The sequence below is a fragment of the Pseudoalteromonas distincta genome, from assembly GCF_000814675.1.
Classification (GTDB): Bacteria; Pseudomonadota; Gammaproteobacteria; order Enterobacterales; family Alteromonadaceae; genus Pseudoalteromonas; species Pseudoalteromonas distincta.
In genome coordinates, this window is sequence record NZ_JWIG01000006.1 from 98396 (window position 1) to 115190 (window position 16795).

Annotated in this window: 16 protein-coding genes; 9 read left to right on the top strand and 7 right to left on the bottom strand. The window is 40.8% G+C overall.

Annotation, left to right across the window (positions count from 1 at the left end; genetic code table 11):
- Position 1: 1 nt before the first annotated feature.
- The 4 genes from cyoB to cyoE are packed head-to-tail and all read left to right on the top strand — an operon-like array spanning position 2 to position 3863.
- Positions 2 to 1990 carry a cytochrome o ubiquinol oxidase subunit I gene (gene cyoB, locus QT16_RS05230; protein ID WP_024596558.1) on the top strand — a complete coding sequence of 663 codons (1989 nt, stop codon included), beginning with the start codon at positions 2 to 4 and terminating at the stop codon, positions 1988 to 1990.
- Entirely contained in the window at positions 1987 to 2613 is a 627-nt protein-coding gene (gene cyoC, locus QT16_RS05235; protein ID WP_002958100.1) for a cytochrome o ubiquinol oxidase subunit III, read from the top strand. The genes cyoB and cyoC overlap by 4 nt, the downstream gene beginning before the upstream one ends.
- Positions 2613 to 2969, top strand: coding sequence for a cytochrome o ubiquinol oxidase subunit IV (cyoD, locus tag QT16_RS05240; protein ID WP_002958101.1), 357 nt, complete (start codon positions 2613 to 2615; stop codon positions 2967 to 2969). Before cyoC ends, cyoD begins: the two co-directional genes overlap by 1 nt.
- A 9-nt stretch (positions 2970 to 2978) precedes the next feature.
- A complete protein-coding gene (cyoE, locus tag QT16_RS05245; RefSeq protein WP_002958102.1) occupies positions 2979 to 3863 on the top strand; it encodes a heme o synthase in 885 nt (294 codons plus the stop codon).
- 61 nt (positions 3864 to 3924) lie between these two features.
- Here cyoE and QT16_RS05250 read toward each other — a convergent pair whose 3' ends face one another.
- Positions 3925 to 4512 (bottom strand): FMN-binding negative transcriptional regulator, encoded by a 588-nt coding sequence (locus QT16_RS05250; RefSeq protein WP_039486809.1) that lies wholly within the window; start codon positions 4510 to 4512, stop codon positions 3925 to 3927.
- A complete protein-coding gene (locus QT16_RS05255; RefSeq protein ID WP_039486812.1) occupies positions 4512 to 5087 on the bottom strand; it encodes a GNAT family N-acetyltransferase in 576 nt (191 codons plus the stop codon). The genes QT16_RS05250 and QT16_RS05255 overlap by 1 nt, the downstream gene beginning before the upstream one ends.
- A 106-nt stretch (positions 5088 to 5193) precedes the next feature.
- On the opposite strand from QT16_RS05255, the gene pdxR reads away from it, so the two are divergent.
- The gene (gene pdxR, locus QT16_RS05260; protein ID WP_002958105.1) at positions 5194 to 6651 is read left to right on the top strand and encodes a MocR-like pyridoxine biosynthesis transcription factor PdxR; all 1458 of its coding nucleotides are present in this window, start codon (positions 5194 to 5196) and stop codon (positions 6649 to 6651) included.
- Here the strand turns inward: pdxR and QT16_RS05265 are convergent, their stop codons facing one another.
- The 5 genes from QT16_RS05265 to ettA form a co-directional block, all read right to left on the bottom strand.
- Complete coding sequence (locus QT16_RS05265; RefSeq protein ID WP_039486813.1) at positions 6652 to 7317, bottom strand: hypothetical protein; 666 nt, start codon at positions 7315 to 7317, stop codon at positions 6652 to 6654.
- Positions 7318 to 7402: 85 nt separating this feature from the next.
- A complete protein-coding gene (locus tag QT16_RS05270) occupies positions 7403 to 7897 on the bottom strand; it encodes a TlpA family protein disulfide reductase (protein ID WP_039486816.1) in 495 nt (164 codons plus the stop codon).
- 62 nt (positions 7898 to 7959) lie between these two features.
- A complete protein-coding gene (locus QT16_RS05275; protein WP_039486818.1) occupies positions 7960 to 8868 on the bottom strand; it encodes a histone deacetylase family protein in 909 nt (302 codons plus the stop codon).
- Positions 8869 to 8921: 53 nt separating this feature from the next.
- Entirely contained in the window at positions 8922 to 9287 is a 366-nt protein-coding gene (locus QT16_RS05280; RefSeq protein WP_002958114.1) for a PilZ domain-containing protein, read from the bottom strand.
- Positions 9288 to 9441: 154 nt separating this feature from the next.
- The gene (gene ettA / locus QT16_RS05285) at positions 9442 to 11115 is read right to left on the bottom strand and encodes an energy-dependent translational throttle protein EttA (RefSeq protein WP_039486820.1); all 1674 of its coding nucleotides are present in this window, start codon (positions 11113 to 11115) and stop codon (positions 9442 to 9444) included.
- A 222-nt stretch (positions 11116 to 11337) separates the two neighbouring features.
- On the opposite strand from ettA, the gene metA reads away from it, so the two are divergent.
- The 4 genes from metA to QT16_RS05305 form a co-directional block, all read left to right on the top strand.
- Positions 11338 to 12285, top strand: coding sequence for a homoserine O-acetyltransferase MetA (metA, locus tag QT16_RS05290; protein WP_002958117.1), 948 nt, complete (start codon positions 11338 to 11340; stop codon positions 12283 to 12285).
- The gene (locus QT16_RS05295; RefSeq protein WP_039486821.1) at positions 12275 to 13348 is read left to right on the top strand and encodes a homocysteine S-methyltransferase family protein; all 1074 of its coding nucleotides are present in this window, start codon (positions 12275 to 12277) and stop codon (positions 13346 to 13348) included. Before metA ends, QT16_RS05295 begins: the two co-directional genes overlap by 11 nt.
- 9 nt (positions 13349 to 13357) lie before the next feature.
- Positions 13358 to 15988, top strand: coding sequence for a methionine synthase (metH, locus tag QT16_RS05300; RefSeq protein ID WP_039486823.1), 2631 nt, complete (start codon positions 13358 to 13360; stop codon positions 15986 to 15988).
- Between the two features lie 155 nt (positions 15989 to 16143).
- The coding region (locus tag QT16_RS05305) for an IS4 family transposase (RefSeq protein WP_238719420.1) at positions 16144 to 16795 on the top strand (652 nt) is incomplete at its 3' end.

The window sequence follows — 16795 nt, forward strand, 5'->3', positions numbered from 1 at the left end:
AATGTCGTTATTAGGTAATCTTTCACTCGACGCAATTCCGTTTCATGAGCCAATTCTTGTGTTCACGATGTCGGTTATTGCGATAGCTGGGCTTATTATTGCCGGGCTTATTACAAAGTATAAAAAATGGGGCGTGCTTTGGCGCGACTGGATCACGTCTGTTGATCACAAACGCTTAGGCGTAATGTATATTCTTTTAGCACTAATAATGCTATTTCGTGGTTTTTCTGATGCAATAATGATGCGTGCGCAGTTGGCACTTGCTACCAGTGGTGCGCCAGGTTATTTACCACCAGAACACTACGACCAAATATTTACTGCCCACGGCGTAATCATGATCATATTTATGGCAATGCCATTTATGATTGGTCTAATGAACATCGTATTACCACTTCAAATTGGTGCTCGCGATGTTGCTTTTCCATTTTTAAATAATTTAAGTTTTTGGTTTACAGCCAGTGGTGCAATTTTAATTAACTTATCACTTGTGTTTGGTGAGTTTGCAAAAACAGGTTGGGTGGCATATCCGCCGCTTTCGGAGCTGACCTTTAGCCCTGGGGTGGGGGTCGATTATTATATTTGGGCCTTGCAAATATCCGGGCTCGGTACACTTCTAACAGCCGTAAACTTTTTAGCAACCGTGTTTAAAATGCGTGCACCAGGTATGACCCTAATGAAAATGCCAATTTTCACATGGGCATGTACATGGGCAAACATCTTAATTGCAGCATCATTCCCAATTTTAACTGCTGTACTTGCAATGCTAACGCTTGACCGTTATCTCGACTTCCACTTCTTTACCAATGAATTGGGCGGTAACGCCATGATGTACATCAACCTGTTTTGGGCATGGGGTCATCCTGAGGTATACATATTAGTATTACCAGCGTTTGGTATTTTTTCTGAAATTATTTCGACCTTTGCCGGTAAACGTTTGTTTGGTTACAAATCGATGGTTTACGCCAGCGGTGCAATCTCAATTTTAGGCTTTATTGTTTGGTTACATCACTTCTTTACTATGGGCTCAAGTGCTAACGTTAACGCGTTCTTTGGGGTAATGACCATGGTTATTGCCGTACCAACTGGGGTTAAGTTGTTTAACTGGTTATTTACTATTTACCGAGGTCGTTTACGTATAAGTGTACCGGTACTTTGGACTCTTGGCTTTATGGTTACCTTTACCGTAGGCGGTATGACCGGTGTATTACTTGCCATTCCTGGCGCCGATTATGTACTGCATAACAGCTTATTCTTAATTGCACATTTCCATAACACAATTATTGGTGGTGCTGTGTTTGGTTACCTGGCCGGTTTTGTATTTTGGTTCCCTAAAGCAATGGGCTTTAAACTTAATGAAAAATGGGGCAAAGCATCATTTTGGTGTTGGATTATTGGTTTCTTCGTAGCATTTATGCCGCTGTACGTACTTGGTTTCTTAGGTATGACACGTCGTTTAAACCACACTAACAACCCAGATTGGAACATGTGGTTATACATTGCCGCAGGCGGTGCTGTAATTATTATGTTTGGTATTATTAGCCAAGTTATTCAATTATATGTGAGCTTTAGAGACCGTGAAGCGCTTGACGATACAACAGGCGATCCGTGGAACGGCCACACACTTGAGTGGGCTACAAGTTCACCTCCGCAAATTTATAACTTTGCAACAATTCCACATATCGATGATATTGATGCATGGACCGATATGAAAGAAAAAGGTCAAGCATATCAAGATAAAGCAAACTACAGCCCTATTCATATGCCTAAAAACACATCAGCTGGCGTGTTAATGGCAGCAAGTTTAACAGTATTTTGCTTTGCAATGATTTGGCATATTTGGTGGTTAGCTGTTGTTGGACTAGTAGGCGGAATTGCCATATTTATCAAACGTTGTTACACCAGCGATGTAGATTACTATATACAACCTGATGAAATTGCACGCATCGAAGCTGCATATAATTCAAGTGGCGTTAAGGAGTTAAAAGCGTGAGTACACTTTCTGCAAATTTAGACTCTGTATCACACGATGATCATGCCCACGCGCATGATCACCACGATACTTCGGGTGATACCGTATTTGGTTTTTGGTTATACCTAATGACCGATTGCCTACTGTTTGCCTCGTTTTTTGCCACTTACGCTGTGTTATTTATGAACACAGCTGGTGGCGTATCGGGTAAAGATATTTTTGAACTCGACTTTGTAGCAGTAGAAACTGCAGCACTACTGATTAGTAGTATTACTTTTGGTTTTGCCATGATTGCCGCTCAAGGGCAAAAAAAGGCACTAACACTGACTTGGTTATTTGTTACGTTTTGTTTAGGTGCTGTGTTTATTGGTATGGAAGTATACGAATTTCATCACCTAATTGTGCATGGCAATGGTCCACAACAAAGTGCCTTTTTAACATCGTTTTTCTCATTAGTTGGCTTACATGGTTTACATGTAACTGCGGGTCTAATTTGGATGACCATAATGATGATTGAAGTTGCTAAACGCGGCTTAGGTAAAGCAACCGTAACGCGTTTAAGCTGCTTAAGCCTATTTTGGCACTTCTTAGACATTGTCTGGATTTGTGTATTTACCGTTGTTTATTTAATGGGAGCAATGTAATGAGCCACAGCGAAACGCATGCGTTAAAGCAAACGCAAAGTGATCATCATGATGAATCTCATGGCAGTGTTAAAACTTACTTAATTGGCTTTGTGCTATCGGTAATTTTAACTGCTATACCGTTTTACATGGTAATGGAAGGTGACTTCTCAAAAGCAACAACGCTTTGGAGCATTGTTACTTTAGCAATCGTACAAATTTGGGTGCATTTAAAATACTTTTTACACCTTAACTTTACCACCGAAGATGGCCGTGCAAGTACTTTCTCATTCCTATTCAGTGCTCTGATCATCGTAATGGTTGTTGGGTTATCTGTTTGGATCATTTATGAATCTAACGCAATGATGATGTACTAGGAGTTGAAGATGTTTCGTCGTTATTTATCAGTGACAAAGCCGGGTATTATTATGGGCAATTTGATCAGCGTAGCGGGCGGGTTTTTACTTGCCTCGCGCGGTGATATAGACCCATGGTTAATGATTGCCACATTAATTGGTTTGTCGCTAGTGGTTGCATCAGGTTGTGCTATCAACAATGTTATAGATAGAGACATAGATGTGGCCATGGCGCGTACTCGTACGCGAGTAACAGTAACAGGCGAAATGTCGGCCTTTGCTGCACTTAGTCACGGTATTTTATTGGGTGTTGTGGGCTTTGGTTTACTTATCGCCTACACCACTCAAGCCGCAGTATTTTTTGCAGCCTTTGGCTACGTAATTTATGTAGGGGTTTATAGCCTCTACATGAAACGCAACTCAGTATATGGCACTTTTGTAGGCAGCCTTTCTGGCGCTGTACCGCCAGTAGTAGGTTACTGCGCCGTAACAGGGCAGTTCGATATGGGCGCATTAATACTGCTAGTCATGTTTAGCTTGTGGCAAATGCCGCACTCTTACGCTATTGCTATTTTTCGCTTTAAAGATTACCAAGCGGCAGGTATTCCTGTATTACCAGTAGCGCAAGGTATCGACAAAGCAAAACGCCATATCGTACTTTACATTGCTGTATACGCATTAGTGGTGATGTTACTGCCAATTACTGGCTACACAGGTGCTGCTTTTATGGCTGTTGCTTGTATTACCAGCTTTTGGTGGTTGCTAATGGCGCTGCGCGGTTATCGTCGTAATATTGATATGAGTAGCTGGGCACGTAAAGTGTTCGCATTTTCAATTATTAATATTACAGCGTTAAGTATTGCTATGGCTGTTGACTATCATAGCGTTGCTCCACAGCTATTAACGCTTACCTAATTTAAAAATTTTTAACTATTCCAAAGTTAATCCAAAGGCTCGAAAGGGCCTTTTTTTATACCTAAAATAGTTTTGCAATAGAGCGCTTATTGGCAAGTTCTAGGCTTTGTTTTATTCGTGCTCTTACCTCTGGTGATTTATTTTGGCTTAACTTAAAGTTTCCACTCCAATGAGTGGGAGTAAATTCTATAAAGCTTAATTGTTGATACATTGCTTGGCGATTGCTTTTGGGCACGTCAGTAATCTTCCACATTGGCGTAAAGCCTTGCTCAAAATGGCTCGTTAGTTGCCGCATTATTTTGTCTTTCTCATTATCGCTTTCAATAATATTCACATTTGCAGTTACTTGTACTGATGAATAAAGCCAGCTCGGCAGTGTTTTATTATTACTATACGAGGGAGATAGATAACAGTTATCGCCACTAAATAGTAATTTTACTGACTGTTTATCACATTGCGCTAGCGGGTTATGTTTTGCTACGTGTGCAATAAATACATTACGTGAGGGCTCATATAATACAGGCACTTGGCATATATTATTTAAGTCACTTTGCGAGCAGGGCATTAAAATACTCGCTAGAGGGAATTGCTCAACCAATGCTTGCAAACGTTCAATATTATGTTCTTGAAAATGTGTGGGTGGGTACATTAAAGCTTCTCCTCTAACTGCAACTTAATGCTCTGCCAATGCTCGTCAATAATGCTAAATTTTGCAGTGCTTCTGTAACTTCCATCACTTAGCAATCTATCTTTATGGGCTATACCTTCAAATCGGGCGCCTAGTCGAGTAATTGCATTTCGAGATTTTTGATTTTTTTCGTGGGTATTAAACGTTATTCGCACTAAATTCAACGCGTCAAAAGCATAGCTAAGCAGTAAATATTTAGTGTGAGTATTAATATAAGTTTGCTGCCAGTGATGGCTTATAAATGTATGACCAATTTCAGCACTTAAGTTATGCGTATCTAATCTGAATAGTCGTGTAGTGCCTACAACCTCTTTGCTGGCTATGTCTACTATGGCAAATACAATTTGTTCTTTCTTATTAAATTGCGCACTGGTGGTAAACCATTTCTTTAACTGTTCGGGTGTTTTTGTATAGTTGCTTAATACCCATTCCCATATTTTTGGATGTTGCCCAGCTTTATATAAGCCTTTTAAATGCTCATAATTTAATGGCTCTAAAATTACCTTATTTGTTTTATGTATCTGTTGAGTAAACATGTTGCCTCTATGCTTTGCTATTTACGAGCAACAAATGTACGCTAATTTGGTTTGGTAAAAACAACCAGAATTGGCTTTTTAGCTATACCAGTTATAGAGGGATAACATGCAACCGCTTAATATTGAATTTAATGACTCAAACAAAGCTAAGTACATACAAGTTGCAGATGCTTTGCGTGGTTCTATCGTAAAGGGAGATATTGCACCAGGTACAAAACTCAGTTCTGCTCGAGTTATGGCGCAAACGTATCAGTTAAATCGCCATACAATAATGAACGCATTGCAGTTATTAGTGGCCGAAGGATGGCTAGAATCCCATGAACGCTCTGGGTATAGCGTCACTCAAACACTACCAATTCAAAGCAGTGCTAACTGTGAGCACACGCCAGTTTTAACACCAAAACCTTATAAATTTGCTACAGAGTTAGCCGTGCCTATTCCGGCAATGAATTTAAAAGACTACGTATATAATTTTGCAGGTGGACTTCCTGATTTAAATAGCTTTCCCTATAAAGAATTTAAACGCTCTATGAGCCATGTATTTAATCATTTAGATACCAGTAAACTTCATTATGGTGATATAAGTGGAGTGAGTGAGTTAAAAGCTCAGATAAGTGATTACTTACATAAAACTAGAAATTTAAAAGCATCAGACTTACTTGTATGTAATGGCTCACAAGAAGCTTTATTTTTAATTTCAAAGGCATTTATAAGTAAAGATGACTTCGTAGCCGTTGAGACTTTAGGCTACCCACCAGCACGCAAAGCCTTTGCTGCTTGTGGCGCGCAATTAATAGATATAAAACAAGATGAATATGGTTTATGTGTTGATGATTTAAAAGCGCAACTTAAACGATATCCAATAAAAATGCTGTACTTAACCCCGCTGCATCAATACCCAACTACCGTTACGCTTTCGCCCACACGGCGCATGCAAATTTATCAATTATGTTATGAGTATGGCGTAATGATTGTTGAAGATGATTACGATCACGAGTTTCATTATCGCTGTCAGCCATTGCAACCTATGGCTGGGGACGATCCCGCTGGGATTATTATTTACTTATCTACATTTTCTAAAATCATGTTCTCAGGCGCTAGAATTGGCTACATTTGTGCAGCTCCTGAAGTATTAGCACAGTTAACCGCATGGAAGCAGTTAATGAATCATAAAAATGATGTGGTTATGCAGCTAGCCGTTGCGCACTTTATGCAAGAAGGTGGATTTGAGCGCCACTTAAAACGCATGACTAAACACTATAAACAACGTTATGAAGCAATGGACAACACGTTAGCGTTGCTGCAATCACAGGGTTTACCAATAGAGTATAAAAAGCCAGATGGCGGTATGGCAATGTGGGTTAACTTAAATAAAAATACGAGTAATATAAAACAAGCAATGCAAAGTAAAAGCGTGTATTTACATGCAGAATCTGAGTTTTACTTTGCTGATTCAGTGAGAAGTTTAATGCCTAAGCAATATAGTTATGTCCGTTTAGGCTTTGCAGGACAATCAGCAGAGGCAATGAAGCAAGGGCTCAAACTAATCACTGAATATAAATAACTATTTTTTAAAATCATCAGCATTGTAATAAAGAGGTTTAAGCGTGCCGCAGTTAATAAATTTATAGGTAAGCTCATTTTCAGCTGGGACACGTTTTGAGGTACGAAGCTTTTGCATACATGCGTTAACTAAATCAACAAAAATAAGATGGTTATAGCTCGGCGCTTGTTGAATTTTATGAATATAAATACGCTCAGTCCCGCCCAGATTAATCATGTCGTAATCTTGCCATTGCGATGATTCACTTAAATCTTTTAGCTCTCTGGCATACAGTTGCTTAGTCAGTTCAAGCTCTTTTTTTGAGTAAATTAAACTACCACCTTGTTGATAATCACCCTCGTAAATATCGGCAATAATCGTAATTTCTTCACCACGCATTAAATGTTGAATATTAAACGCTTGTGGCTTAACCGTGATTAGCTCAGCATTTCTAACAAAATTTAAGAGTGCGACATCTGGGTTTCCTATTTTATAAACAACTTGCACATCATTGGGTAAATTATAGGTGGATAAATTCATTGCAATAATAGATGAGCCTTGATTAACCAAAGCCATAGGATGCTCAGCATTGTAAGCGGGGTCTACCGGTGGAAGTTCTGCTTTTTCTTCTTCAGCTGCGGCAAAGCCACTTAAAGTAACTAGTAATAAAGTAAGTAGTAGGCGCATTATAATCTCAATTAATTTATGAGCTTAAATTGTAGTATAAAGTTTATGTTACTTATATTTTTAAGCTAAATTTAGATCTATATTATTATTCAGGTATTGAGTGCAACAATGTTCGTGCATTTAAATGAAGGTTTGGATCTTCTGGATTTGACGTATTAGTCAGCCAAATTACATTGCCTTCTTTATTTACAAACAATGTAGTAGGTGTGCCTCGTATACCTAATTGCTGTGCTATTGCATCGGCTTTTACTGCTGTTTTAAAAGTATAACCTCTTTCGCTAAGTGCTTTAGCGGGAGTAGCATCGTTATCTTCTTTAAAGCTCACGGCAATAACTTTTAAGCCCATATCATCAATTTTTTGAAGTGCTGGCTGTAGCTTTTTACAGTACGGGCACCACGTTGCCCAAAAGTGTAAAACGTAAGGTTGACCTAATAAATCTTGAGTGTTGAGCGGCGACCCATCAGCCATTTGTAAATTTAATGTAGGCAATTTGGGATATATTGCTTCTGAGCTTGTATCTTGTGCGTAAGCTGTAAAGCTTAATAAAATTAGCGTGATGGTAATAAATAGCTGTTTCATAATATGCTCTTTTTTATTTTACATATTAAACAAGAACGATAATTTAACATTTTTATTTCAAACTAAAAGCCAGCAGCTTGTTCAACAACAATAGCGTGGCGTTTAGCGAGGCGTAGGTGATCTCTATCGTAGCCTCCACCTATCACAGTAGCTACAGGTGTATTGTGTTCAAGGCAGCGTTTTAATACTAAATGGTCACGTTTAGCTATGCCATCCCAGCTAATATCTAACTTACCCAAGCCATCACCTTGCCAAATATCAACGCCAGCATCGTAAAGTACTAAGCTTGGGTTTAGCTCTTTAAGTAAATAACTTAGGGTTTCGTCAACTATGGCAAGGTATTCGTCGTCCTTCATATTATTTGCCAGGCCAATGTCTAAATCGCTAGCGGACTTTCTAAAGGGGAAGTTTTTTTCGCAATGGATAGAACAAGTATACGCATAGGGTTGATGCTGTAACATTGCGGCTGTGCCATCACCTTGGTGCACGTCTAAATCAAAAATAAGTACGTTAGTTACCTCACCCGATTTAATTAAAGTTTGCGTGGTAAAGGCCAAATCGTTAACCATACAAAAACCTGATCCAAAGTCATTATGTGCGTGATGTGTACCACCAGCAAGATGACACGCTATACCGTGTTTAAGTGCTAAGCGGGCTGTCTGTAGCGTTCCTTGAGGGGCTGTAAATGTACGTGCCATAAGCTGTTTTGACCAAGGTAGGCCAATGCGACGCATTGCTTTTTCATCTAAGCGGTTGTGCCATAAATCTTGGATATAATTATCGCAATGCACAAGCTCAAGCGGCTCTGGCGTGCCTAATATTGGCTCAACTAGGTTACTGCCGATTAAACCAAGCTCTGCAACATGTTGATATAAATGTGCAAATTTACTCATTACAAAGCGATGCTTAGGATCAAAGCTAAACGAGTAGTTAGGATGGTATACCAAAGGCAAATGAGGATTTAAGCGCATATTTACAAGCTTTATAAAGTTTGCGCTATGGTAATCAACTTAAGAGAATGAGTCTATTGTGAGTCATTAATAAGTGACGCTAATTCGCGATGCAGTAGCTCATCATCGGCTAAGTTTAGCTCTATTAAACGCTTTAAATAAGTAATACTGTCTATATCAATGTGATGGCATTTTAAACCAATATGATCGGCTTCAATATGGCAAATCACTACTTCCATTTTTATTTCTATATCGCTTTGAGGCAATGTAAAACGCAGTATTGCTTGCGTATTGTGGCTGCCAATAAATGCATCACAATTAGTGACCAACGCGCCATGTAACGATAGATCGAGTAATTTACACGGATACTGTTGGCTATCAAAACATAACAGGGCGTTAGTTGAAAATAGCACACGAGAAAACTGTCGACGATTTTGCATAACCTAATTTAGCCTTACTGTTTTTATAATAAATTAAGCATAGCGGGTAATTCTCTACATGCTAGCAAGATGTGCTCCTGTAATGCTGGTGGCATAAAAAAGCCCTGCAAAGTGCAGGGCTTAAGTTATACAAACATAAAATTAACCAATATTTTTAGCCAATTTTTTTGTATTTAATACGTTTAGGTTGAGTTGCCTCAGCGCCTAGGGTCTTTTTAAGCCACTCTTCATATTCAGTGTAGTTACCATCAAAGAAGTTAATTTGACCTTCATCGCGGTAATCTAAAATATGTGTAGCAATACGGTCAAGGAACCAACGGTCATGCGAGATACACATTACACAACCTGGGAACTCTAAAATAGCGTTCTCCAGTGCACGTAGTGTTTCAACGTCCAAGTCATTGGTTGGCTCATCGAGTAGTAACACATTGCCGCCAGCTTTTAATAACTTAGCAAGGTGTAAACGGTTACGCTCACCACCTGATAGGTCTTTAACAAACTTTTGCTGATCGTTACCTTTAAAGTTAAAGCGACTTACATATGCTCGGCTTGGGAACTCAAAGTTACCAATTTTCAGTACGTCTTGTCCGTCTGATATTTCTTGGAAAACAGTTTTGCTTTCGTCCATACCGTCGCGGAACTGATCAACAGTCGCAAGGTGTACTGTTTCGCCAACGCTGATGCTACCGCTGTCTTGCGTTTGCTCACCGCTTATCATTTTAAACAGTGTTGATTTACCCGCGCCATTCGCACCAATAATGCCCACAATGGCACCTTTTGGCATGCTAAAGCTTAAGTCATCAATTAAAACACGATCGCCAAAACTCTTACGAAGATTAGTTACTTCAAGTACTTGGTCACCTAAACGCGGGCCAGGTGGAATAAACATCTCGTTAGTTTCGTTACGTTTTTGGTAATCAGACTGCTGCATTTCAGTAAACTGAGCCATACGTGCTTTTGACTTAGCTTGACGACCTTTAGGGTTTGAACGAACCCATTCAAGTTCTTGCGCAATTGATTTTTGACGAGCTTTTTCAGATTTTTGTTCTTGCTGTAAGCGCGCATCTTTTTGTTCAAGCCAAGAAGAGTAGTTACCTTCCCATGGAATACCTTCACCACGGTCAAGCTCCAATATCCAACCAGCTACATTATCAAGGAAGTAACGGTCATGCGTTACTGCCACAACAGTGCCTTCGTAATCGTGTAAGAAGCGCTCTAACCATGCAACCGACTCAGCATCTAAGTGGTTAGTAGGCTCATCAAGAATAAGCATGTCTGGTTTTTCAAGTAATAATCGACATATAGCAACACGACGACGCTCACCACCTGAAAGGTGCTCAATTTTAGCATCCCACTCTGGCAGGCGAAGTGCATCAGCTGCGCGTTCTAAAACGTTGTCGATGTTATGACCATCGTGCGCTTGAATAACAGCTTCAAGCTCGCCTTGCTCTTTTGCAAGTGCGTCAAAGTCAGCGTCTTCCATGGCGTATTCGTTATACACTTCGTCAAGACGTTTAAGTGCATGCTTAACTTCGCCAACAGCTTCTTCAACAGTTTCACGTACTGTTTTACTTTCGTCTAAAATAGGTTCTTGCGGTAAATAACCAATTTTAGTACCAGGCTGAGGATGTGCATCACCTTCAAAATCTTGGTCAACACCGGCCATAATACGCAGTAACGTAGATTTACCAGAACCGTTTAAACCAAGCACACCAATTTTAGCGCCAGGAAAAAAGTGCAACGAAATATCTTTTAAGATAGTGCGCTTAGGTGGCACAACCTTAGATACTCGACTCATCGAGAATATAAATTTATCAGGTAAAACCATGGAGGAAAGCCTTCAAATAATAATAAAAATTTCAATGTTGTATTGTAGTGGCTGACGGGTGAAACAGTCAACGAATGGCGGGTTTTAAAGCACCAAAGCATGCTTGTAAGTAAAATATAAAATCATGAATAAATTTAATTTGGACATCTATACATCTAGAGGTTGATATTTTTTACTTTCAGTTCATAATTAAGCTTCGGTTTTTATGAGCAGGAGTAAAGTATGCCAATTACAGTAAAAGACGAGTTGCCGGCAATTGCACGTTTACGTCAAGAAAACGTATTTGTAATGCCAAAAAGTCGTGCAAAAACGCAAGAAATACGCCCAATGCGTTTGGCTATTTTAAACTTAATGCCTAATAAAGTAGAAACCGAAGTTCAGTTTATTCGTTTGCTTGCCAATTCGCCTTTGCAAGTAAACGTAGAGCTACTGCGCCTCGACACTCACCGCAGTAGCAGCAATTCAGAAGAGCACCTTGATACCTTTTACCGTTATTTTTCTGAGGTTAAAGACAACAATTACGATGCATTAATAGTAACTGGTGCGCCACTTGCACATTTAGAATACGACGATGTAGCGTATTGGGATGAGCTAAAGGTCATTATTGATTGGGCTGAGCAACACGTTACCTCTACGTTGTTTTCGTGTTGGGCAGCGCATGCAGCGTTATATCACCGTTACAATTTAAAGCGCGATTTAAAAGACGATAAACTGTGTGGCGTATTTACTCACCAGTGTTATTTTGATCACGGTGCACTGACTCGCGGATTCGACGATACCTTTTTAGTACCGCACTCACGCTACGGCCATATTGATATAAATAAAATAAACGCCTGTGAAGAGCTCGTTGTACTGGCAGGTTCTGAGCGAGTAGGGGCTTACTTACTTAAAAACAAATCGGGTAGCCAAGTGTTTATAACCGGCCACCCAGAGTACGACGCCGACTCGCTAAAAGCAGAATACGAGCGCGATTGTAAAAAAAGCCCTAATGCACCAAAGCCCGAAAATTACTTTCCGGATGACGATGCAACCAAACAACCTTCAAAAACGTGGCAAAGCCATGCTTTTTTACTTTTTTCGAACTGGTTAAATTACTACGTGTACCAAACCACACCGTATGATATTAATTTAGTTAGCCAAGACGTGAGGACTAACAACTATGCCGAATAACGCGCCTACAAATAATAAACAAGCCGAAATAAGTGCCGCATTAAAAGAACGCATTTTAATTTTAGATGGCGCTATGGGCACCATGATCCAAGATCATAAGCTAGAAGAAGAAGACTATCGCGGAGAGCGTTTTAAAGACTGGCATGTATTAATTAAAGGCAATAACGATTTATTAAGCCTAACCAAACCCGACTTAATCACTGATATTCATCGTGGTTTTTTATCAGCGGGCGCCGATATTATCGAAACCAACACGTTTAACTCGACCACTATTTCGATGGAAGATTACGACATGGCAAACCTAAGCCGTGAAATAAACCTAGAGTCGGCTAAATTAGCACGCGCAATTTGCGATGAATTTACGGCTAAAACGCCAGAAAAACCGCGCTATGTAGCGGGTGTTTTAGGGCCGACATCTAAAACGTGTTCAATTTCGCCAGACGTAAACGATCCGGGTTACCGAAATGTCACCTTTGATAAGCTAGTTACTGCGTATGTAGAGTCTACCCTTGCATTAATGGAAGGCGGCGCCGATTTAATACTAATCGAAACTATATTCGACACGCTTAATGCAAAAGCCGCCTCGTTTGGTGTAGAAGAAGCCTTTGAGCAAGCAGGGCGCACATTACCAGTTATGATCTCGGGCACTATTACCGACGCCTCTGGACGTACGCTTTCTGGGCAAACAACCGAAGCCTTTTATAATTCTATTCGCCATATTAAGCCTATTTCGATTGGTTTAAACTGCGCGCTTGGCCCTGATTTACTGCGCCAATATGTAGAAGAGTTATCGCGCGTGTGCGAAACCTTTACATCGGTACACCCTAATGCGGGCTTGCCTAATGAGTTTGGTGAATACGACTTAGAAGCGCCTGAAATGGCAACCGAAATTATCGATTGGGGTAAATCGGGCTTTATTAATATAGTAGGTGGATGTTGTGGCACCACGCCTGCGCATATTCGTGCTTTTGCAAAAGGTTTAGCGGGCGTTAAACCACGCCAGCTACCAGAGCTTGAAGTACGCATGCGTTTATCAGGCCTTGAAGCCTGTAACTTAAATTAAGGAGCCAACATGACCCAACAAATAGCAGTATTTACTAATGTCGGCGAACGTACCAATGTAACCGGTTCTGCCATGTTTAAACGTTTAATCATGGAAGAAGACTTTGAAGCCGCGCTAACAGTGGCCCGCGAGCAAGTAGAAAATGGCGCACAGGTTATTGATATAAACATGGACGAAGCCATGTTGGACTCAAAAGCCGCGATGGTTAAGTTTTTAAACTTAATAGCCTCAGAGCCTGATATTTCACGCGTACCCATTATGGTCGACTCCTCTAAATGGGAAGTAATAGAAGCAGGCCTAAAGTGTATTCAAGGTAAGGCCATTGTTAACTCTATATCGCTAAAAGAGGGCGAAGAGCCGTTTATTCGCCAAGCTAAAATAATAAAACGCTTTGGTGCAGCTGCCGTTGTAATGGCGTTTGATACTGACGGGCAAGCTGATACAGCAGACCGTAAATATGAAATATGTGCCCGCAGCTACAAAATATTAGTAGAAGATATTGGTTTTCCACCAGAAGATATTATATTCGATCCTAATATATTTGCCGTAGCCACCGGTATAGAAGAGCACGATAACTACGCAGTAGAATTTATTGAAGGCACACGCCGCATTAAGCAAAATTTACCGCACTGTAAAGTGTCGGGCGGGGTGTCTAATGTATCGTTTTCATTTAGAGGTAATAACCCAGTACGTGAAGCTATTCACTCGGTATTTTTATACCACGCCATAAAAGCGGGTATGGATATGGGTATTGTAAATGCAGGGCAACTCGCCGTTTACGACGACATACCAGAGGAGCTTCGTAAAGCCGTTGAAGACGTAATACTTAACACAGACCCAGGCGCAGGGGAGCGTTTAGTAGAGCTTGCACCAAAATACTCTGGTATGGCACAAGCCGAGCGAGTAGAAGATTTAGAATGGCGCACATGGCCTGTAGAAAAACGCCTTGAGCACGCGCTTGTAAAAGGCATTACTACCTTTATAGATGAAGATACCGAAGAGTGCCGCGCTGCTGCCGATAAACCTATTCACGTAATTGAAGGGCCGTTAATGGATGGCATGAACGTGGTAGGTGATTTATTTGGCGCAGGTAAAATGTTTTTACCACAAGTGGTTAAATCGGCGCGCGTAATGAAACGAGCCGTAGCCTACCTAGACCCATTTATTGAAGCCGAAAAAGAAGAAGGTTCAACCAATGGTAAAATAGTGATGGCGACCGTAAAAGGCGACGTACACGACATAGGTAAAAATATTGTAGGCGTGGTACTACAGTGTAATAACTACGAAGTTATTGATTTAGGCGTAATGGTACCTGCCGATAAAATATTGCAAACCGCCATCGACGAAAAAGCCGATATTATTGGTTTATCGGGCTTAATTACCCCATCGCTTGACGAAATGGTACACGTAGCAAAAGAAATGAAACGCCGTGGTTTTGAACTGCCGCTTCTCATTGGTGGTGCAACTACCTCTAAAGCGCACACCGCAGTAAAAATTGAGCCGCAATATGATAAAGGCGTTGTGTATGTAAATAACGCAAGCCGTGCAGTTGGTGTGGTTTCAAACTTATTATCAAAAGACATTAAACCTGACTTTCTAGCTAAAACTAAAGCTGAATATGTAAAAGTACGCGAGCAACAAGCGCGTAAAAAACCACGCTCTAAGCCTGTTACAATCCAGCGCGCACGCGATAACGCAGCAAAGCTTGATTGGGATAACTACACACCACCAGTGCCTGAAAAGCTGGGCGTGACCGAGTTTAAAAATGTATCAATCGCGACTTTGCGTAAATACATAGATTGGACGCCATACTTTATGATGTGGTCAATTGCCGGTAAATACCCGCGCATAATGGACGATGAAGTAGTAGGCGAGCAAGCGCAAAGCTTATTTAAAGACGCTAACGATATGTTAGACGACCTTGAAAAAGCAGGCAGTTTGCAACCACTTGGTGTAATTGGTTTATTCCCGGCTAACCGCGTGGGTGATGACATAGAAATATACACCGATGAAACACGCAAAGAAGTATTAACTACTTCGTGCCATTTACGCCAGCAAACCGAAAAAACCGACTTTGCTAACTATTGCCTAGCCGACTACATAGCACCAAAAGGCACGCCTGATTACTTTGGCGCGTTTGCAGTAACGGGCGGCCTAGAAGAAGACGACTTAGCAAATGCGTTTGACGCACAGCAAGACGATTACAACAAAATAATGGTTAAAGCCGTAGCCGACAGGCTCGCCGAAGCGTTTGCAGAATACCTGCACGAAAAAGTACGTAAAGAGTATTGGGGTTTTGCACCAGACGAAAACCTAGCAAACGATGAGCTAATACGCGAAAACTACCAAGGTATTCGCCCTGCGCCAGGTTACCCAGCGTGCCCAGAGCACACCGAGAAAAAGAAAATTTGGCAGTTGCTCGATACCGAAAAGCGCATTGGTATGCAGCTAACTAGCTCGTACGCCATGTGGCCAGGTGCTGCTGTTTCGGGTTGGTACTTTTCACACCCCGAAGCTAAGTACTACGCTGTAGCCGCTGTGCAAAAGGATCAAGTAGAAGATTACGCTAAACGAACCAATATGACGCTTGAAGAGGCTGAAAGATGGCTATCGCCTAATTTGGGGTATGATCCGGAGTAGAGAGGAGTGATCAGTTTTTAGCTGTCAGTTATCAGTAAAACAAAAACGAGCCTAATTAGACTAATGCCGATCAGTTAAGAAAATGACCGGTTGACCGATCCAAACGATCATGCAAAATCCGTAGTTAGGAAACTAACTACGGATTTTTTGTGAATATAGAACAAGCACTGCAAGCAACACTTGAAGAAAGCAGCCGATACCATACCTTTGAAAAATTATCAGAAATTCTTGACCCTGAAATCATTGAACAAGGTTTTCAACAAGCAGGGATTGCAACCGTTCGTAAGCGAAGATTACCGCTTGAAGCCGTTTTGTGGTCAGTTATTGGCATGGCATTGTTTCGAAAAGAATCAGTTTGGAATATCGCTAATAAGCTAGATATCATGTTACCTGGCAAGAACCAACTCGTTGCTCCAAGTGCGATGGTACAGGCGAGACAAAGGTTAGGTGATGATTCCGTTAAACACGTTTTCAATAAATCTGCTCAATCAATGTATAAGCAACAGTCATTCGAAACATGGAATGGTTTGAACCTATTAGCTGTTGACGGTGTTGTGTGGCGAACAGCCGACACGCCTGATAATCGTAAAGCCTTCTCTTCAGGTAGCAACCAATACGGTGATACAGCCTTTCCTCAAATACGCATGGTCTGTCATATGGAATTGACCAGCCATCAACTTCTCAGTAGCGAGTTTGATAACTATAAAACCAACGAGATGAAATTAGCTGAGCGTTTAATTGAACGTACACCAGATAATTCACTGACTATGTTTGATAAAGGATATTATTCTTTAGGCCTGTTAAACC

What these genes read in the sequence shown, in the direction of transcription:
- QT16_RS05255 (WP_039486812.1), bottom strand. Translation starts at nt 5,087, where the DNA reads ATGTTTACTCAACAGATACATAAAACAAATAAGGTAATTTTAGAGCCA.
- cyoD (WP_002958101.1), top strand. Translation starts at nt 2,613, where the DNA reads ATGAGCCACAGCGAAACGCATGCGTTAAAGCAAACGCAAAGTGATCAT.
- ettA (WP_039486820.1), bottom strand. Translation starts at nt 11,115, where the DNA reads ATGGTTTTACCTGATAAATTTATATTCTCGATGAGTCGAGTATCTAAG.
- metA (WP_002958117.1), top strand. Translation starts at nt 11,338, where the DNA reads ATGCCAATTACAGTAAAAGACGAGTTGCCGGCAATTGCACGTTTACGT.
- QT16_RS05270 (WP_039486816.1), bottom strand. Translation starts at nt 7,897, where the DNA reads ATGAAACAGCTATTTATTACCATCACGCTAATTTTATTAAGCTTTACA.
- QT16_RS05275 (WP_039486818.1), bottom strand. Translation starts at nt 8,868, where the DNA reads ATGCGCTTAAATCCTCATTTGCCTTTGGTATACCATCCTAACTACTCG.
- cyoE (WP_002958102.1), top strand. Translation starts at nt 2,979, where the DNA reads ATGTTTCGTCGTTATTTATCAGTGACAAAGCCGGGTATTATTATGGGC.
- metH (WP_039486823.1), top strand. Translation starts at nt 13,358, where the DNA reads ATGACCCAACAAATAGCAGTATTTACTAATGTCGGCGAACGTACCAAT.
- QT16_RS05265 (WP_039486813.1), bottom strand. Translation starts at nt 7,317, where the DNA reads ATGCGCCTACTACTTACTTTATTACTAGTTACTTTAAGTGGCTTTGCC.
- QT16_RS05250 (WP_039486809.1), bottom strand. Translation starts at nt 4,512, where the DNA reads ATGTACCCACCCACACATTTTCAAGAACATAATATTGAACGTTTGCAA.
- cyoB (WP_024596558.1), top strand. Translation starts at nt 2, where the DNA reads ATGTCGTTATTAGGTAATCTTTCACTCGACGCAATTCCGTTTCATGAG.
- QT16_RS05280 (WP_002958114.1), bottom strand. Translation starts at nt 9,287, where the DNA reads ATGCAAAATCGTCGACAGTTTTCTCGTGTGCTATTTTCAACTAACGCC.
- QT16_RS05295 (WP_039486821.1), top strand. Translation starts at nt 12,275, where the DNA reads ATGCCGAATAACGCGCCTACAAATAATAAACAAGCCGAAATAAGTGCC.
- pdxR (WP_002958105.1), top strand. Translation starts at nt 5,194, where the DNA reads ATGCAACCGCTTAATATTGAATTTAATGACTCAAACAAAGCTAAGTAC.